The organism is Streptococcus sp. SGI.013, from assembly GCF_050315295.1.
GTDB lineage: Bacteria > Bacillota > Bacilli > Lactobacillales > Streptococcaceae > Streptococcus > Streptococcus porcorum.
On sequence record NZ_JBNPOS010000014.1, the window covers coordinates 24,930 to 41,718 of the forward strand.

Sequence of the window (16,789 nt, forward strand, 5' to 3'; positions counted from 1 at the left end):
CAACTACCAGATTTTATTGGAAATAGACGATTGTTTTTGGTATAATCGGTATATAAAATTCGTGAAATGAGGTTTCATCTGTGAAGTTACTTGTTGTGGGGTCTGGCGGTCGTGAGCATGCGATTGCAAAGAAATTATTAGAATCTGACAGTGTCGAGCAGGTTTTTGTCGCTCCTGGAAATGATGGTATGACCTTGGATGGTCTGGATTTGGTTGATATTGGAATTTCCGAACATTCTAAATTGATTGCCTTTGCCAAAGAAAATGATATTTCTTGGACCTTTATTGGTCCAGATGATGCCTTAGCAGCAGGTATTGTCGATGATTTTGAACAGGCAGGACTAAAAGCCTTTGGTCCTAAAAAGTTAGCCGCAGAGCTGGAATGGTCAAAAGACTTTGCCAAGGAAATCATGGTCAAGTACGACGTTCCAACAGCAGCCTATGGCACATTTTCAGATTTCGAAGAAGCTAAAGCCTATATCGAAAAGCAAGGCGCACCAATCGTGGTGAAGGCAGATGGCTTAGCGCTAGGAAAAGGTGTAGTGGTTGCAGAAACTGTTGAGCAAGCAGTCGATGCGGCGCGTGACATGCTTTTAGACAATAAGTTCGGTGACTCAGGTGCGCGTGTGGTCATCGAGGAGTTCTTGGCAGGTGAGGAGTTCTCTCTCTTTGCCTTTGTCAACGGTGATAAGTTCTACATTATGCCGACTGCCCAAGATCACAAACGTGCCTTTGACGGGGATAAGGGACCAAACACAGGTGGTATGGGGGCTTATGCGCCAGTTCCTCATCTTCCTCAAAGTGTGGTGGACACGGCAGTTGACACCATCATCAAGCCTGTTCTTAATGGGATGATAGCAGAAGGTCGTCCATATCTTGGGATTCTCTATGCAGGCTTGATTTTGACGGAGCAAGGGCCTAAGGTTATCGAGTTTAACGCTCGCTTTGGGGATCCTGAAACCCAAATTATCTTGCCTCGTTTGACATCAGACTTTGCCCAAAATATCACTGATATTTTAGAAGGTAGAGAGCCACAGATTACTTGGCTAGACGGCGGCGTGACGCTGGGGGTAGTTGTGGCATCAAATGGCTACCCTCTGGATTATGAAAAAGGCGTTGCCTTGCCGGCTAAGACTGAGGGTGACATTACGACCTATTATGCAGGGGCGCGTTTTGCGGAAAATAGCAGAGCACTGCTCTCTAACGGCGGTCGGGTTTATATGCTAGTCACCACAGCAGACACCGTCCAAGAAGCCCAGGAAAAAATTTACCTTGAGCTGAAAAATCAGGATACGACAGGACTCTTTTATCGGACAGATATTGGAAGTAAGGCAGTAAAATAAGGGATACAGAAAAGGAAAGACAAGCATGAACATTCCAATTTCCATCATCATGGGCTCTAGTTCCGACTGGAAAACCATGAAAAAAGCAGCCGATGTGCTGGATAAATTTGGCGTAGCCTATGAAAAGAAAGTAGTCTCTGCCCACCGCACCCCAGACCTCATGTTCCGTCACGCCGAGGAAGCTCGTGGCCGTGGCATCAAGGTCATCATCGCAGGAGCGGGTGGTGCGGCTCATTTGCCAGGTATGGTAGCAGCCAAGACCACCTTGCCTGTCATCGGCGTGCCTGTCCAATCCCGTGCCCTCAGTGGTGTGGATTCGCTCTATTCTATCGTGCAGATGCCGGGTGGCGTGCCCGTTGCGACTATGGCGATCGGTGAGGCAGGTGCGACCAATGCAGCCCTGACAGCTCTTCGCATTCTCTCCATTGAAGACCAAACCATTGCAGCTCAGTTGGCAGATTTTGCCAAGGAACAGGAAAAAATTGCGGAGGCGATGACAGATGACCTCATCTAAGACAATCGGAATTATCGGTGGTGGTCAGCTAGGGCAGATGATGGCTATTTCCGCTATTTACATGGGCCACAAGGTCATCACGCTGGATCCTGCGGCGGACTGCCCAGCCTCCAAGGTTAGCGAGGTTATCGTCGCTCCCTATCACGATGTGGTGGCCCTCAAACAGCTGGCGGAGCGGTGTCATGTCCTGACCTACGAGTTTGAAAATGTTGATGCCGACGGGCTGGACGCGGTCATCAAGGACGGTCAGCTCCCTCAAGGGACAGACCTCCTCCGCATTTCCCAGAACCGTATTTTTGAGAAGGATTTTTTGGCAAAAAAAGCTGGCGTGCAAGTCGCCCCCTACAAAGTCGTCACTTCTAGCCTAGACCTAGAAGGACTGGACCTCAGCAAAAACTACGTTTTGAAGACAGCCACTGGGGGCTATGATGGACATGGTCAGAAGGTTATTCGAGAAGAGGCGGACTTGGTAGAGGCTAGTCAGTTAGCCAACTCTGCCGAGTGTGTCTTGGAAGAGTTTGTGAATTTCGACCTGGAAATCTCCGTCCTTGTGTCTGGTAATGGCTCCGACTACACCGTCTTTCCTGTACAGGAAAATATCCACCGCAATAATATTCTTTACAAGACCATCGTGCCTGCCCGTATTTCAGATGAACTAGCTAAAAAAGCCAAAACCATGGCTCTGCAAATTGCTGACAAGCTCCATTTAGCAGGCACCCTCTGCGTTGAAATGTTTGTGGCAGGGCAAGAAATTCTTGTGAATGAGATTGCCCCTCGACCACACAATTCAGGACATTATTCCATTGAAGCTTGTGATTTTTCACAGTTTGATACCCATATCCGAGGCATTCTAGGGGAGCCTCTACCTCCTATCCGCCTGCTTTCTCCAGCCGTTATGATCAACGTCCTAGGACAAGACATGGAAGCAGCTCAAACCTTTCTTCAAGAAAATCCTACCGCCCATCCCCACTTTTATGGTAAACTAGAAGCAAAGCACAATCGCAAAATGGGACATGTGACGGTGTTGACAGAGGATGTTGAGGTAGAGATGTAGGGAGCGGAAAGTTATAAAGGGGGGATTTCTGTGATTAAAATTATTGTTCATGCCTTTGTTGAAAGTCATAAAACTGGCGTGGTTGAAGTTGTTTTTGCTTCTAAAAATGAGCAGTCTATTTCTGAAAAGATGGCAGAGTTACAGATACAGTATCCCAATGATTATCTTGCTATTTATGACTTGCCATTAGACAGGGATCTTCCCAAAATGGGACATTATCCATCTGTTGCAATAGGTAAAGAGGAGTTTGAGTGAGGATATAATATTTTTAGGGATCTATGCCATATTTATGCCAATCTAGTATCAAGCTAGTGGTTAAATGAACTAGGAGTAAATGTATGGTAAAACATAATATGAAAGTAACTTTTTTCATCCCATTGATAAGGTATGGGAAATTGTAATAGACTTATCGAATTAAACTTGAAGAAGTCATTTTGGGCAATTTGAAAAGTAGAGATGATAGCCAATTTATTGAATACTACCAGAACGGTATTCAGACAAATTTTAAGGAGACTAAAGTTGATTTGTACAAATTCTAGGAACTTGAGTTTGAAAATAAAAATCTCTAAGGTACTTGGCTAGGACACTTTTATGATCATGGTGGTCAGACAACTCTGGATTTTACAGAAGATATTGTTGTAAAAAATACTCTCTTAATACTATTTGTCTGGCTTTATTTGAGAAAATAACAAAGCAGTATTTTCAAGATTTATAAAAAGAACTGCAAGTAAAATAGAATAGAGAACAGAAAAGAAAGAGCATCGTATTCTCTGAACTGAATACAGGCTACGGACTTCCTTAAGCAATAAAATTATAAAATAAATGGAAAGGAGAGAGGGCAGATTCGAGTATTTGAACTCGGGCTAGAAGCGTCGGAAAAAAGATAAACTGTCTTGTGTGTTAGCACACAGCGTCAGTTTCCTATTTTTCTCTCGCTTTCTTAACGCCCTCTGTATCATAAACAATGATCAATCGTTATTCCCGCCCGGAGATGGCGGCTATTTGGAGTGAAGAGAACAAGTATAAGGCTTGGTTGGAGGTGGAAATCCTCGCTGATGAGGCTTGGGCTGAGTTGGGTGAAATTCCCAAGGAAGATGTGGCCTTGATTCGTGAGAAGGCAACTTTTGATATCGACCGTATTTTAGAGATTGAAGAGGAAACCCGTCACGATGTGGTGGCTTTCACACGTGCGGTTTCGGAAAGTCTTGGTGAGGAACGCAAGTGGGTCCACTATGGTCTGACTTCGACCGACGTGGTAGATACGGCTTACGGCTACCTCTACAAGCAGGCTAACGACATTATCCGTCGTGACCTTGAAAACTTCACCAATATCATCGCTGACAAGGCACGTGAGCACAAGTACACCATCATGATGGGCCGGACCCACGGTGTCCATGCGGAGCCAACGACCTTCGGTTTGAAACTGGCAACTTGGTATAGCGAAATGAAACGCAACATGGAGCGCTTTGATGTGGCGGCCAAGGGCGTTGAAGCTGGTAAAATTTCAGGTGCGGTTGGAAACTTTGCCAACATTCCGCCGTTTGTGGAAGAGTATGTTTGTGGTAAATTAGGCATTCGTCCGCAGGAAATTTCGACCCAGGTCCTTCCTCGTGACCTTCACGCAGAATATTTCTCAGCTTTAGCCTTGATTGCAACGTCTATTGAGCGTATGGCGACAGAGATCCGTGGGCTACAAAAATCTGAACAACGCGAAGTCGAAGAGTATTTCGCCAAAGGCCAAAAGGGCAGCTCTGCTATGCCCCATAAACGCAACCCTATCGGCTCTGAAAATATGACTGGTCTGGCTCGCGTGGTGCGTGGTCACTTGGTGACGGCTTTTGAAAATGTGGCGCTTTGGCACGAACGCGATATTTCCCACTCGTCAGCGGAGCGGATTATCACGCCGGATACGACCATTCTTATCAACTATATGCTCAACCGTTTTGGTAATATCGTCAAGAACTTGACTGTCTTCCCTGAAAATATGAAACGCAATATGGAGTCAACTTTTGGCTTGATTTACAGCCAGCGTGTGATGCTCAGCTTGATTGAAAAAGGTATGACCCGTGAGGAAGCCTATGACTTGGTGCAACCAAAAACCGCACAGTCATGGGATAATCAAGTGGACTTCAAGCCCCTTCTCGAAGCGGATGAGCGCGTGACAGCCAAACTCAGCCAGGAAGAAATCGATAAACTCTTCAACCCAGACTACTATGCTAAACGTGTGGATGAGGTTTTTGAACGTATCGGATTAGGGGAGTAATAACAATTTATCAATAATTTGAGAGCTTAAGGAAAGTTTAAGGTTGAAGGTTTATACTACTTTTATCCTAAAACTTCTACTGAACACTTGTTCAGTAGTATCAGCTAGATTTAGCTGATATTCTTTTCATAAATCTCCTGAAAGGGTCCTGTCTGACAGGGCTCTTTCTTTTGGCTCAACTTTTCATCGTTAGAGAATTTATGGTAAAATAGGTCTATGACAAGAATTTTAGATAACGATATGATGGGGGACGAGGAGTATGCAGAGCGTACCCTCCGTCCTCAATATTTAAAAGAATATATTGGGCAGGATAAGGTCAAAAACCAGCTGAAGATTTTTATTGAAGCGGCTAAGTTGCGTGATGAAGCGATGGATCATGTCCTTCTTTTTGGACCACCAGGACTTGGTAAAACTACGATGGCTTTTGTGATTGCCAATGAACTCGGAGTGAATCTGAAACAGACAACAGGTCCAAGTATCGAAAAAGCAGGGGACTTGGTGGCTATTTTAAATGATCTAGAGGCAGGAGATGTCCTTTTTATTGATGAGATTCACCGTATGCCAATGGCAGTAGAAGAGGTGCTCTATAGTGCTATGGAGGACTTCTATATTGATATTATGATTGGGGCAGGAGAAGCCAGCCGTAGTGTGCATCTAGAGTTACCCCCTTTTACGCTAATTGGGGCAACGACGCGGGCAGGGATGCTGTCTAATCCTTTGCGTGCTCGTTTTGGAATTACAGGGCATATGGAATATTATGAGCTGGATGATTTGACAGAGATTGTTGAGCGAACAGCTGATATTTTTGAAATGGATATTGTGCATCAAGCGGCAAAATCACTCGCCATGCGAAGTCGTGGGACACCTCGCATTGCCAATCGTCTGCTCAAGCGTGTTCGAGACTATGCTCAGATTATGGGAGATGGTCATATTGATGAAAAGATGACAGATGATGCCCTCACCATGCTTGATGTTGATAGAGAAGGGCTTGATTATGTAGATCAAAAGATTCTAAGAACCATGATTGAGCTTTATGGTGGAGGGCCAGTTGGTCTTGGAACTCTCTCTGTCAATATTGCTGAGGAGAGAGAGACGGTTGAGGATATGTACGAGCCTTATCTGATTCAAAAAGGATTTTTGATGCGGACACGAACAGGTCGAGTGGCAACAGAGAAAGCTTACGATCATTTGGGATATGACTATTCTTTGGCGAAAAAATCATAGATTAAGGTGGAGTGACCCCTTATTTTAAGGGGATTTTCTCACTCCCTTTTTTATTTTCCTTAATTTAGGTATAATAGTAACAATAGAGTAAAGGAGATATCCTATGAAAGTCTGTTTTGTCTGTTTGGGTAATATCTGTCGCAGTCCAATGGCGGAGTTTGTGATGAAAGATATTGCAAAAGGTACAGATTGGCAAGTTGAAAGTCGAGCAACATCTAGTTGGGAACATGGAAATCCTATTCATAGAGGAACTCAGGCGATTTTAAATAACTATCATATTGCTTACGATCACACAAAAGGCTCACAAGAGATTAGTTTGGATGATTTGAAGACATTTGATTTAATTTTAGGGATGGATGAGCAAAACGTTGCGGATCTGTTAAGCTTATCAGCTGGTGAGTTTGATCATAAGATTCACCTTTTTGGTGAGGTTGGTGTGCCTGATCCCTATTATACAGGTGATTTTGAAGAAACCTATGCCCTAGTCACAAAAGGGTGTCAAGCTTGGTTTGAAAAAGCAAATGGAGATTAGAGGATAAGTATGAAGAAGGAAAAACGAGCTAGGTTGAAACTAACTCCAGAAATATTACGGCAGAGGCTGGAGTTTTTAACTTTAATTGTCATTTTTGCGTGTTCCTTGTCAGTTTTGGTTTTGAATTTTCAAACAAAAACAAGCTTGGTCTTAGATGAGGGGAATATCAAATATACAGGATATGTTGTCAACCATCGCATGAATGGTCAAGGAAAACTGACTTATAAAAATGGAGATGTTTACGAAGGGAACTTTGTAAATGGCACCTTCAGTGGCCAAGGGAAGTTTATCGCTAAGGCTGGGTGGACTTATGAGGGGCATTTTAAGAATGGTCAGGCCGATGGTCAAGGAACATTGATAACAGAGACCAAGGCTGTCTATAAGGGAACATTTAAACAGGGGATTTATCAAAAATGAGAATAAAATGGTTTTCTTTTGTACGTATTACAGGGCTACTGCTGGTCTTGTTATACCATTTTTTTAAAAAGCAGTTCCCAGGTGGCTTTATTGGAGTAGATATCTTTTTTACTTTTTCTGGCTATCTGATCACAGCTTTATTATTGGATGAATATAGCAGAAATCACAAAATTGATATCATTGGTTTTTTTAGAAGGCGATTTTATCGAATTGTTCCTCCCATGGTGCTCATGGTCCTGATTACCTTACCTTTTACGCTTCTTATCAAGACTGATTTTAGAGCAGGTATTGGTAACCAAATTGCAGCAACATTTGGTTTTATGACCAATGTTTATGAGATTATGACAGGTGGGAACTACGAGGCACAATTTATCCCGCATCTCTTTGTTCATACATGGAGTTTGGCCATTGAGGTTCATTTTTACATCTTTTGGGGGCTCTTGCTCTGGTTTTTAGGAAAGAGAGTTAGAAATAGCAATCAATACCGAGGTGCTGTATTTATAGTATCTAGTGGCTTGTTTTTAGCAGGCTTTTTAGCGATGTTTATCTCGTCGCTTTTTGTCCATAATTTTTCAAGCATTTATTTTTCTACTTGGACACACAGTTTCCCATTCTTTCTCGGTAGTGTTTTTGCAACGATGACAGGGATACAAAATACAACCAAGCGTTTCAAAAAGAATGTTCGCTTATGGAAAACCTCAAGAGTTATCACTTATGTTTTGGGAAGTTTTGCGCTGTTATTTTTACTAAGCTTGATTCTGGATTTTGACCATCTTTTTACTTATCTATTTGGTTTTGTTCTCTCAAGTTTGTTTGCCTCTGTCATGATTTATTCCTGCCGCGTCTTGAGTGATCAAACGAGCATTAAAGAACCAGCTTTTGTTACTTACTTAGCCGATACGAGTTATGGTGTTTATCTTTTTCATTGGCCGTTTTACGTGATTTTTTCACAAATGCTCTCTAACACGCAAGCGGTTATGGTTACGGTGCTGTTGTCCTATCTTTTTGCGACGCTTTCTTTTTATGTTTTAGAGCCATTGATTGCAGGCAAGTCTTCTCATTTGTTCCGATGGGACTTTGATCTCAGACCTTACAGCAAATGGATTTACACTAGCTTTGCTGCTCTCGGTATTTTGATGCTCTTTTTAACGACTGTTTCTCCAAAAATGGGAGAATTTGAGACCAATCTCTTGGTGAGCTCACTTAACCAATCAAATGATCAAATGCGCCAGACGCGTAATTTAGCGGATAAGGAAAACATTGGTAAAACAGGTAGCCAAGTCTTGATTATTGGAGATTCTGTTGCCCTCAGCTCAAGCGGTGCTCTCAGCCAATACCTTCCAAATGCTCAGCAAGACTCTGCGGTGAGTCGTAATTTCGATTTGGCATTTGATATCTTTGAAAATCATATCAAAAATGAGACCCTTCCAGAAACAGTGGTAATCGCCGTTGGGGTTAATTCGGTTTATGATTATAAAGATGATACTCAGCAGTTCATCGATGCTTTACCTAAAGGGCACCACTTAGTCTTTGTGACCCCTTATAACGGTAAGGAAAATCAGGCGGCTGTTAAAGAAGCGCGTGATTATGAGTTGACATTAGCCAAGAAGTACAACTATATCACGATAGCAGATTGGTATAAAGTAGCAGTTGATCATCCTGAAATTTGGCCTGGCACAGATGGCGTGCATTATAAAGATAACGGCTCAGATGATTCAGAAGGTGGCAAGCTTTATGCGCAAACCCTACAAGCTGCCTTGAAAAAAGCAGCAAAAGCTCCAGCAAAAGGCGAAAAATAACTTCTTTTCTAGAGCTTTGGGCTAAAATATTTTAGAATAAACGATTGAGACTAGGTGCATCAGCCTAGTCTCATTTTTTACCGTTAAAAATAGGAAAATTACACAAATTAACATGAAAGGGTTTACAAAACTAATCCAGTAAGCTATAATAGAAAACGTAACAAATGTGAAAGATTTAACAAACTTGTTGAATCACTTTGGAGGAAAATATGGCTGATAAAACTGTAAGTAAAGAAGAAAAAGCACTTGAAGCACAAGCGCATGTCGATACTCTAGTGAAAAAAGGTCTTGTTGCCCTAGAGGAGATGCGAAAACTTAATCAAGAACAAGTAGATTACATCGTTGCAAAAGCCTCAGTGGCAGCCCTAGATGCTCATGGTGTTTTGGCTATGCATGCTTATGAGGAAACAGGTCGTGGTGTTTTCGAGGACAAGGCAACTAAAAACCTCTTTGCCTGCGAGCATGTGGTGAATAATATGCGCCATACTAAAACAGTTGGTGTCATCGAAGAAGATGATGTAACAGGATTAACATTGATTGCAGAGCCTGTAGGAGTTATCTGTGGGATTACACCAACTACTAACCCAACCTCAACGGCAATCTTTAAATCATTGATTTCTCTCAAAACACGTAACCCTATTGTATTTGCCTTCCATCCATCAGCTCAAGAGTCATCAGCACATGCTGCTCGTATTGTGCGTGATGCGGCCATTGCTGCAGGAGCTCCTGAAAACTGTATCCAGTGGATTGAAAAACCTTCAATGGAAGCGACCGCGGCTTTGATGAACCATGATGGAATTGCTACGATTCTTGCTACAGGTGGTAATGCCATGGTACGCGCAGCTTACTCATGTGGTAAGCCAGCTCTTGGTGTGGGTGCAGGTAACGTTCCAGCCTATGTTGAAAAGTCTGCTAACGTTCGTCAGGCAGCTCATGATATTGTCATGTCTAAATCATTTGACAACGGTATGGTCTGTGCCTCAGAGCAAGCTGTAATTGTTGATAAAGAAATCTATGATGACTTTGTCAAAGAGTTTAAATCCTATCACACTTACTTTGTTAATAAAAAAGAAAAAGCTCTCCTAGAAGAATTTTGCTTTGGAGCTAAAGCCAACGGTAAAAATTGTGCAGAAGCTAAATTAAATCCAAACATCGTCGGAAAACCAGCGACTTGGATTGCAGAACAAGCAGGCTTCTCAGTTCCTGAAGGCACAAATATCCTAGCAGCAGAGTGTAAAGAAGTTGGCGTTAAAGAGCCTTTGACACGCGAGAAATTGTCACCAGTAATTGCTGTCTTGAAGTCAGATTCTCGTGAAGATGGTCTTGAAAAAGCGCGTCTCATGGTTGAGTTTGATGGATTAGGTCACTCTGCCGCTATCCATACAGAAGATGCCGCTTTAGCCAAAGAATTTGGAACTTTGGTTCGTGCCATTCGTGTGATTTGGAATTCACCATCTACCTTCGGTGGTATTGGTGATGTTTACAACTCATTCTTACCATCATTAACACTTGGTTGTGGTTCTTATGGCCGTAACTCTATCGGTGATAACGTGAGTGCGGTTAATCTCTTGAACATCAAAAAAGTAGGAAGACGTAGAAACAATATGCAGTGGTTTAAAGTTCCTTCAAAAACATACTTCGAACGTGATTCTATTCAATACCTCCAAAAATGTCGTGATGTTGAACGTGTCATGATTGTAACTGACCATGCCATGGTTGAGTTTGGTTTCTTGGATCGTATTTTGGAGCAACTTCACCTTCGTCGCAATAATGTGGTCTATCAAATCTTTGCAGATGTTGAGCCTGATCCAGACATCACAACGGTCTATAAAGGAACCGAGATGATGCGTACCTTTAAACCAGACACCATTATCGCACTAGGTGGTGGTTCACCAATGGATGCGGCTAAGGTTATGTGGCTCTTCTATGAGCAACCAGAAGTGGACTTCCATGACCTTGTTCAAAAATTCATGGATATCCGAAAACGTGCCTTTAAATTCCCAGAGCTTGGTAAGAAATCTAAGTTTATCGCTATTCCAACCACATCTGGTACGGGATCAGAAGTGACACCATTTGCTGTTATCTCTGATAAGGCTAATAACCGCAAATACCCAATTGCAGATTATTCATTGACACCAACCATTGCTATTGTGGATCCTGCCTTGGTTATGACCGTGCCAGCTCATGTTACAGCTGACACTGGTATGGATGTTTTGACCCACGCCACAGAAGCTTATGTGTCAACAGTAGCCAACGACTTTACAGATGGTCTTGCTCTTCAAGCCATTAAGCTTGTTTTTGAAAACCTAGAAAGTTCTGTTAAAAATGCAGATTTTGCATCACGCGAAAAAATGCATAACGCTTCAACGATTGCAGGTATGGCCTTTGCTAATGCCTTCCTAGGAATTTCACACTCAATGGCGCACAAAATCGGAGGACGTTTCCATACTGTTCACGGTCGTACTAACGCGATCTTATTACCATATGTTATCCGCTATAACGGAACACGTCCATCTAAGACAGCAACATGGCCTAAATACAACTACTACAAAGCAGATGAAAAATACCAAGATATTGCTCGTATGCTAGGTTTGCCATGTTCAACACCAGAAGAAGCTGTCGCAGCTTATGCACAAGCTGTCTATGACCTTGGTGAGCGTATTGGTATTGAGATGAATCTGAAAGCACAAGGTATTGACGAGAAAGAGTTGAAAGAACACTCTCGTGAATTAGCGCTTCTTGCTTACGAAGATCAGTGTACCCCAGCTAACCCACGTCTGGCTATGGTGGATCACATGCAAGAAATCATCGAAGATGCTTTCTATGGCTACAAAGAACGCCCAGGACGTCTAAAATAAGTTTATCAGCCAATGAGATTGAAACACACGCTGTTTCAATCTCATTTTTTGATTTAGGGGCTTGTCAAGGATGGAGAAATTAGGTAAAATGGATAATTGAAATTAGGACTTTTAAGGTAGGACAGGGAGCCTACTAAGGGACTTCGAACAATAAACTACAAAACAGGAGCAGAAAATACTAAATCTGCATTTATTTTGTGGTGTAACTTTATCGAAAATCAATCTACCCAAGTCTCATTTCGTTATGGAGACTTATTTTTTTGTCAAAAATAAGTCCAATAGAAAAAACACCTTCCTATTTAGATGCCATCCAAATAGGAGGAAAAAGGAGATAAAATGGCAGAGAAACGTTTATTATTTGATATTCATGAAAAGCCAGATACTGCAAAAGGCTTGTTACTGAGTGTACAGCACGTTTTTGCAATGTTTGGAGCGACAATCCTAGTTCCGATTTTATTAGGGATGTCTGTTTCGACAGCTTTACTGGCTTCAGGGATAGGGACATTGATCTATATGGTATCTACCAAGTTTAGTGTCCCAGTTTACCTAGGTTCTTCATTTGCCTACATTTCAGCGATGGCTTTTGCCAAGGAGCAGATGGGAGGAGATATCAGCGCAGGACAAACTGGTATCATGATGGTCGGCTTGATCTATGTGGTCGTAGCCTTAGTGGTTTCAAAAATCGGAACAGCTTGGATTGACCGCCTTTTACCTCCAATTGTCATTGGGCCGATGATTATGGTAATCGGTTTAGGACTTGCCAATACAGCGGTAACATCAGCTGGTTTTGTGGAAGATGGGAACTGGAAAAATATGTTAGTTGCTGCCGTGAGCTTCATGATTGCGGTAACTATTCAAACACGTGGCCGTGGCTTTATGCGTGTTATCCCATTTTTGATTGCAATTGTAGGGGGGTATCTGGTAGCTGTTTGCTTAGGGATGGTAGATTTTACACCAGTTAAAGAAGCAGCATGGTTTGCCCTACCAGATATTAGCTTACCGTTTGCGACAGGGATTAAGAGTTTTAAAGAATACAACCTTTACTTTGGACCAGAAGCCTTTGCTATTTTACCAATTGCTATCGTGACAATTGCAGAACACATCGGAGATCACATGGTTTTAGGTGAAATTTGTGGTCGTAACTTCTTGAAAAAGCCAGGTTTAAATCGCACCTTGATTGGTGATGGGGTTGCAACAGCTGTATCCGCCTTTATCGGTGGTCCAGCCAATACGACTTACGGCGAAAATACTGGTGTTGTTGGTTTGACACGTATCGCTAGTGTTTCAGTGATCCGTAATGCCGCCTTTATTGCTATTGGGTTGAGTTTCTTTTCTAAGTTTACAGCTTTGATTTCAACCATTCCAAGTGCTGTTTTGGGAGGGATGTCTATTCTCCTTTATGGTGTTATTGCAAGTAATGGGTTGAAAGTTTTGATTAAGGCGCGTGTTAACTTTATGGAGTCACGTAACTTGGTGATTGCTAGTGCCATGCTTGTTTTAGGTCTTGGCGGAGGTGTCTTAAAAATCGGTTCTGATCTTGTGATTTCAGGAACAGCCTTGGCTGCCTTGGTTGGTGTTCTCTTAAACCTTGTCTTGCCAGCGGCGTCCAATGATGAAATTGAAGAATAACCCTTTAAAAAGCTAGGATTTTACACCTAGCTTTTTTGAATAGGCTGAGAAAACTTTAGGATATTGCGCCAAATCTGTATCAATTTTCTGACAATTATGGTATGATAAAAAGAAGACTATCTATAAAAATGAGGAACAATCATGACATTAGTATATCAATCAACCCGTGATGAAAATAATAAGGTAACTGCTAGTCAAGCTATTTTACAAGGTTTGGCAACGGATGGTGGACTCTTTACGCCGATCACAACCCCTCAAGTAGAGCTTAACTTTAACCAACTTAAAGATGCTTCTTATCAAGAAGTGGCAAAATTAGTCCTTTCAGCTTTCCTAGATGATTTTACAGCAGAAGAGTTGGACTACTGTATCACCAACGCTTATGATGATAAGTTTGATACGCCAGTCATTGCTCCTTTAGTCAAGTTAGGGAATCAGTACAATCTAGAGCTTTTTCATGGCTCAACCATTGCCTTTAAAGACATGGCTTTGTCTATCCTCCCTTATCTTTTGACAACATCTGCTAAAAAGCAGGGTGTGGACAATAAAATCGTCATCTTAACTGCGACATCAGGTGATACAGGTAAGGCTGCGATGGCAGGCTTTGCTGATGTTCCAGGCACTGAGATTATTGTCTTTTATCCAAAAGATGGTGTTTCAAAAATCCAAGAGTTGCAAATGACCACTCAAACTGGAGATAACACACATGTTATTGCCATTGATGGAAACTTTGACGATGCACAGACCAATGTTAAGCACATGTTTAATGACGAAGCGCTTCGTGCTAAATTGCTAGATAAAGGTGCCCAGTTCTCATCAGCCAACTCGATGAACGTTGGTCGTCTTGTGCCACAAGTTGTGTATTATGTCTATGCTTATGCGCAGTTGTTAAAAGCAGGTGCGATTGAAAACGGTGAACAGATTAATATTACTGTCCCAACAGGGAACTTTGGTAATATCTTAGCGGCTTATTATGCGCGTGAGATTGGTGTCCCAATTGGCAAGTTGATTTGTGCGTCAAACGAAAACAATGTTCTAACGGACTTCTTTAACACAGGAACTTACGATAAAAAACGTGACTTCAAGGTAACCACAAGCCCATCAATGGATATTCTTGTTTCGTCTAACCTTGAGCGTCTGATCTTCCACCTTCTTGGAAATGATGCCGCAAAAACAAAAGCCTTGATGACAGATTTGGTAGAAAAAGGTGAATACCGTCTAGAAGATGTCGATACGGCTATTCTTGATTTGTTTGCTGCAGGATTTGCGACAGAAGCAGAAACAGAAGCAGAGATTAACCGTGTCTTCAAAGAAGCCAATTACATTGAAGATCCTCATACAGCGGTAGCATCAGCAGTTTATCAAGCTTATGCAGAAAAAACAGGCGATCAAAGCAAGGTAGTGATTGCCTCAACAGCTAGCCCATACAAGTTTCCGAGAGTGGCTGTATCAGCTGTAACAGGAAAAGATAGTGGCGATGATTTCAAAGCTGTAGAAGAGTTACATGCCTTATCAGGTGTTGCTATTCCTAAGGCCGTGGATGGTCTTCAAACAGCACCGGTACGCCATACCACTGTTGTAGCCGCAGCAGACATGCAAGTAGCCGTTGAAACTTATCTAGGAGTTAAATAGAGTGGGGATTCCCGCTCTATTTTTGTCATACCATGTTATATAGAAAAGAATTGATGAAAATAGCTTTACCAGCTATTGTAGAAAATCTCCTTCAGATGCTGATGGGGGTCGTTGACAACTATCTAGTGGCGCAATTAGGCGTTTTAGCCATTTCGGGTGTAGCAGTAGCCAATAACATCCTGGCAGTTTACCAAGCTCTCTTTATTGCTTTAGCAGCTGCTATCTCTAGCCGCCTAGCCAGCCAACAGTTGACAAGAGTTAGTATCAGACAAGCCTTCTCTCTCACCTTTTGGCTTAGTACCTGCCTTGGTTTGATCTCCATGCTCTTTTCTTCACAACTGCTTAGTCTATTGGGAGCAGAAAAAAATCTGTCAGACTTAGGTGGACTTTATCTAGCTATTGTTGGAGGAGGTTCTTTTAGCCTTGCTTATCTTACTAGCTTAGGTGCTATTTTAAGGGTAAAAGGAAAGGTACAACTCCCAGCCTATGTCAGTCTGTGGACTAATTTGTTAAATGCTATCTTATCAGCTCTATCTGTCTTTATCTTTGACTTTGGGGTAGCAGGTGTGGCTATCTCGACAGTTTTGTCTCGTCTGATAGGTTGTAGCATCCTGTTTTTCTTTGCCAAGCTAGATTTAGCTGTCCTTATCCCTGAGTTAAGAGTATCTCAAGACTTTTTGGCGCAAGCTTTGCCCATAGCAGGTGAGCGTCTGATGATGCGGTTAGGCGATGTGGTTATCGTGGCTATCGTGGTGATGCTAGGGACAAAGGCGGTTGCCGGAAATGCCATCGGTGAGACCCTCACCCAGTTTAATTACATGCCAGGTCTGGGCTTAGCGACAGCAACGGTCATCCTTGTGGCTAAGGCAAAAAAAGAGGAGGATTGGAGCAAACTAAAGACATTGATTAAAGAGGCTTACCTTTTATCTAGTCTATTGATGGCAACGATTAGTGGTCTTGTTTGGCTATGTGGCACTCCCTTGTCGGCAGCCTTTAGCCAAGATAGTGCGGTCCAAAGCTATTCTTCTGTCGTTCTCCTCTTTTCATTTTTAGGGACTTTGGCAACCTCTGGGACTTTGATCTATACGGCTGTCTTTCAAGGCTTGGGAAAAGCAAAGCTGCCATTTTATGCGACCAGTATCGGCATGTGGGGGATACGTATCGGCTTAGGCTATCTCTTAGCTCTCCCTCTTGGACTAGGCTTGGCAGGCGTTTGGTTGGCTACTATAGCCGATAACATTTGGCGCTTTGCCTTTCTCTATCTAAAATCTAAGATATTAAAAAAATCAACATAAAAAAGCAGATTTAAAACCTGCTTTTTTAATTTTTTGCCACAAAACCCCTTGACAAAAGGATTTGGTGGTAAGGAAGAAGTAGTATGCGTCAATTTATCTCAGTTCAAGGAGAAGATTGGATACTTCCAAGAGCCAAACTTCACTAAGTGGTAAAGCTACCCCAGATTAATGAATGTTAACACTAGCAACAGGTCTAGGTCTGACAGCACGTCGTCGCCATCGTGAATAAAAT

General features: G+C 42.4%; 13 protein-coding genes and 1 pseudogene. All 14 read left to right on the forward strand.

Annotation, left to right across the window (positions count from 1 at the left end; genetic code table 11):
• The first annotated feature begins 80 nt into the window (after positions 1 to 80).
• The 14 genes and pseudogenes from purD to ACQRDX_RS05340 all read left to right on the forward strand — a co-directional run bounded on the left by purD (position 81) and on the right by ACQRDX_RS05340 (position 16,557).
• Entirely contained in the window at positions 81 to 1,343 is a 1,263-nt protein-coding gene (purD, locus tag ACQRDX_RS05275; protein WP_427895125.1) for a phosphoribosylamine--glycine ligase, read from the forward strand.
• A gap of 25 nt (positions 1,344 to 1,368) precedes the next feature.
• Positions 1,369 to 1,857: a 5-(carboxyamino)imidazole ribonucleotide mutase gene (gene purE, locus ACQRDX_RS05280; RefSeq protein ID WP_024383089.1), complete on the forward strand. Its 489-nt coding sequence runs from the start codon at positions 1,369 to 1,371 to the stop codon at positions 1,855 to 1,857.
• Positions 1,844 to 2,911 carry a 5-(carboxyamino)imidazole ribonucleotide synthase gene (gene purK, locus ACQRDX_RS05285; RefSeq protein WP_427895122.1) on the forward strand — a complete coding sequence of 356 codons (1,068 nt, stop codon included), beginning with the start codon at positions 1,844 to 1,846 and terminating at the stop codon, positions 2,909 to 2,911. Before purE ends, purK begins: the two co-directional genes overlap by 14 nt.
• A 30-nt stretch (positions 2,912 to 2,941) precedes the next feature.
• On the forward strand, positions 2,942 to 3,166 hold the full coding sequence (locus ACQRDX_RS05290) for a hypothetical protein (RefSeq protein ID WP_029187795.1): 225 nt from the start codon (positions 2,942 to 2,944) through the stop codon (positions 3,164 to 3,166).
• Between the two features lie 121 nt (positions 3,167 to 3,287).
• Positions 3,288 to 3,626, forward strand: a pseudogene (locus ACQRDX_RS05295) (SRPBCC family protein).
• A gap of 249 nt (positions 3,627 to 3,875) precedes the next feature.
• A complete protein-coding gene (purB, locus tag ACQRDX_RS05300; RefSeq protein WP_427895120.1) occupies positions 3,876 to 5,174 on the forward strand; it encodes an adenylosuccinate lyase in 1,299 nt (432 codons plus the stop codon).
• Positions 5,175 to 5,390: 216 nt separating this feature from the next.
• On the forward strand, positions 5,391 to 6,398 hold the full coding sequence (gene ruvB / locus ACQRDX_RS05305; protein WP_354368599.1) for a Holliday junction branch migration DNA helicase RuvB: 1,008 nt from the start codon (positions 5,391 to 5,393) through the stop codon (positions 6,396 to 6,398).
• 103 nt (positions 6,399 to 6,501) lie between these two features.
• Entirely contained in the window at positions 6,502 to 6,930 is a 429-nt protein-coding gene (locus ACQRDX_RS05310) for a low molecular weight protein-tyrosine-phosphatase (protein ID WP_427895117.1), read from the forward strand.
• A 9-nt stretch (positions 6,931 to 6,939) separates the two neighbouring features.
• Positions 6,940 to 7,347, forward strand: coding sequence for a hypothetical protein (locus tag ACQRDX_RS05315; RefSeq protein ID WP_427895115.1), 408 nt, complete (start codon positions 6,940 to 6,942; stop codon positions 7,345 to 7,347).
• Positions 7,344 to 9,146, forward strand: coding sequence for an acyltransferase family protein (locus tag ACQRDX_RS05320; protein ID WP_427895113.1), 1,803 nt, complete (start codon positions 7,344 to 7,346; stop codon positions 9,144 to 9,146). Before ACQRDX_RS05315 ends, ACQRDX_RS05320 begins: the two co-directional genes overlap by 4 nt.
• Positions 9,147 to 9,355: 209 nt before the next feature.
• Positions 9,356 to 12,004 (forward strand): bifunctional acetaldehyde-CoA/alcohol dehydrogenase, encoded by a 2,649-nt coding sequence (gene adhE, locus ACQRDX_RS05325; RefSeq protein ID WP_427895111.1) that lies wholly within the window; start codon positions 9,356 to 9,358, stop codon positions 12,002 to 12,004.
• A 336-nt stretch (positions 12,005 to 12,340) separates the two neighbouring features.
• The gene (locus ACQRDX_RS05330; protein ID WP_427895109.1) at positions 12,341 to 13,633 is read left to right on the forward strand and encodes a uracil-xanthine permease family protein; all 1,293 of its coding nucleotides are present in this window, start codon (positions 12,341 to 12,343) and stop codon (positions 13,631 to 13,633) included.
• A gap of 141 nt (positions 13,634 to 13,774) precedes the next feature.
• Positions 13,775 to 15,262 (forward strand): threonine synthase, encoded by a 1,488-nt coding sequence (thrC, locus tag ACQRDX_RS05335; RefSeq protein WP_427895107.1) that lies wholly within the window; start codon positions 13,775 to 13,777, stop codon positions 15,260 to 15,262.
• Positions 15,263 to 15,294: 32 nt separating this feature from the next.
• The gene (locus ACQRDX_RS05340; RefSeq protein ID WP_427895105.1) at positions 15,295 to 16,557 is read left to right on the forward strand and encodes an MATE family efflux transporter; all 1,263 of its coding nucleotides are present in this window, start codon (positions 15,295 to 15,297) and stop codon (positions 16,555 to 16,557) included.
• The last annotated feature ends 232 nt before the right edge of the window (positions 16,558 to 16,789 follow it).

Bases quoted from the DNA above. Each gene is read 5' to 3' on its own strand.
- purE (WP_024383089.1), top strand. From the start codon at position 1,369: ATGAACATTCCAATTTCCATCATCATGGGCTCTAGTTCCGACTGGAAA.
- purK (WP_427895122.1), top strand. From the start codon at position 1,844: ATGACCTCATCTAAGACAATCGGAATTATCGGTGGTGGTCAGCTAGGG.
- purB (WP_427895120.1), top strand. From the start codon at position 3,876: ATGATCAATCGTTATTCCCGCCCGGAGATGGCGGCTATTTGGAGTGAA.
- ruvB (WP_354368599.1), top strand. From the start codon at position 5,391: ATGACAAGAATTTTAGATAACGATATGATGGGGGACGAGGAGTATGCA.
- ACQRDX_RS05310 (WP_427895117.1), top strand. From the start codon at position 6,502: ATGAAAGTCTGTTTTGTCTGTTTGGGTAATATCTGTCGCAGTCCAATG.
- ACQRDX_RS05315 (WP_427895115.1), top strand. From the start codon at position 6,940: ATGAAGAAGGAAAAACGAGCTAGGTTGAAACTAACTCCAGAAATATTA.
- ACQRDX_RS05320 (WP_427895113.1), top strand. From the start codon at position 7,344: ATGAGAATAAAATGGTTTTCTTTTGTACGTATTACAGGGCTACTGCTG.
- adhE (WP_427895111.1), top strand. From the start codon at position 9,356: ATGGCTGATAAAACTGTAAGTAAAGAAGAAAAAGCACTTGAAGCACAA.
- ACQRDX_RS05330 (WP_427895109.1), top strand. From the start codon at position 12,341: ATGGCAGAGAAACGTTTATTATTTGATATTCATGAAAAGCCAGATACT.
- thrC (WP_427895107.1), top strand. From the start codon at position 13,775: ATGACATTAGTATATCAATCAACCCGTGATGAAAATAATAAGGTAACT.
- ACQRDX_RS05340 (WP_427895105.1), top strand. From the start codon at position 15,295: ATGTTATATAGAAAAGAATTGATGAAAATAGCTTTACCAGCTATTGTA.